Genomic DNA, 1296 nt, shown 5'->3' with positions numbered 1-1296 from the left:
GGCCGAGTGACGGGAGAAACGGGGCTGGCCATCCATGGCAGCCGTTCGTTAGCAGCCGACGGGAAAGCAGCCGGACCAGTGGAGATCGCACGAACCGACTCATCGAGGTTTATTTTGCAGGCGGGCGAGAGTTACACGGTTCGGTTTCAATATAAGGTAATCGGTACGGGCGTTGATGTGATGTTCAAAGCATGCGACGGAGCATGCGGTACGGCGGGCGACAGGGGAGCGACGACGGCAACCGCCCCGAGCGGACAGATCTACGCTCATGAATCGACCTTCACGTTGGGCTCCTCCGACGATTACCGGCTCCATTTCTTTGTGAACGGACCGGGAACCGCTGTCATTGACGATTTGGTTGTCGTGCATGACGGACTGGTCGTCTACCATGAGGATTTCGAGCCGCGACCGGCGCGGGATTACTACAAGGAGACATTACGACTTCACGATGACGGCGCGTTGTCCTATAAGATCCGTGAAGCGGAGACGCCGCTCGAGTCCATTCAGGCGGAGGAGTTGTACGGTACTTCAGCATTGACAGGCGCATGGGATGTCCGTACCTTCGAATGGGCAGCGATGAACCGCACCTTGCACCTGCGCAGCAAGCCGTCCGAGGACTCTACTTTGACGCTGAGCTTCAACGGGACGGGTATCCGGCTCTACGGCATGAAGTTTTCTTGGGTAGGACAGATCGGCTATAGCATCGACAATGGAGCCAGAGAGGGCGTCATTGACGGCAATAACGATCTGGTGTTCACTGCTTACGACGAGCTGCTGTCCGTCACTGGACTATCCCCAGGGAGCCATACGCTGGTACTGACTTCCCTGAACGACGAGACGGGATATGTGAAACACAACTCCTTCTGGAAATCATGGGATGTATGGCTTGACTACATCGAAGTGATCGACGGCTCAGTCATCGGCTCCGGTCTCGGGGCGCTCGGCGGCAGCGGCTGGACGGAAGTGACGGGCGGCGCTTACCATAACGGCAAGGCGGCGCGTATTGCGCCCGGCGGAGAGCTGCGCGGAACTTTCTTCGGCGACAGTTTAGAGGTTTACGCGCTCAAGGAACCGGGCGGCGGAGAAATGACCGTTTATCTGGACGATGTACCCCATACCGTCAGTCTGAATTCGGGTTCGGCTCCTGCATCGGTCCAGCAGGTATTCAGTTTCTACAATATTCCGAGAGGCAATAACGAGACAGATTCGCATCATATGTACCGGATCGCGGCAGGCACGTCCACGGCGAATGTGGATTACGTCCGGATCGGGCGCAAGGCTTATGCGGATACCGGC

Annotated in this window: 1 protein-coding gene; it reads left to right on the top strand. The window is 57.4% G+C overall.

What is annotated here, in order from left to right; all coding sequences use genetic code 11:
• A partial coding sequence (locus PAT3040_RS37620) for a hypothetical protein (protein WP_181376921.1) occupies nucleotides 1–1296 on the top strand: 1296 nt, incomplete at both ends.

It is taken from the genome of Paenibacillus agaridevorans (assembly GCF_003112455.1).
In the GTDB taxonomy this organism is placed as follows: Bacteria; Bacillota; Bacilli; order Paenibacillales; family Paenibacillaceae; genus Pristimantibacillus; species Pristimantibacillus agaridevorans.
This window is presented reverse-complemented; position numbering and strand designations above follow the sequence as displayed.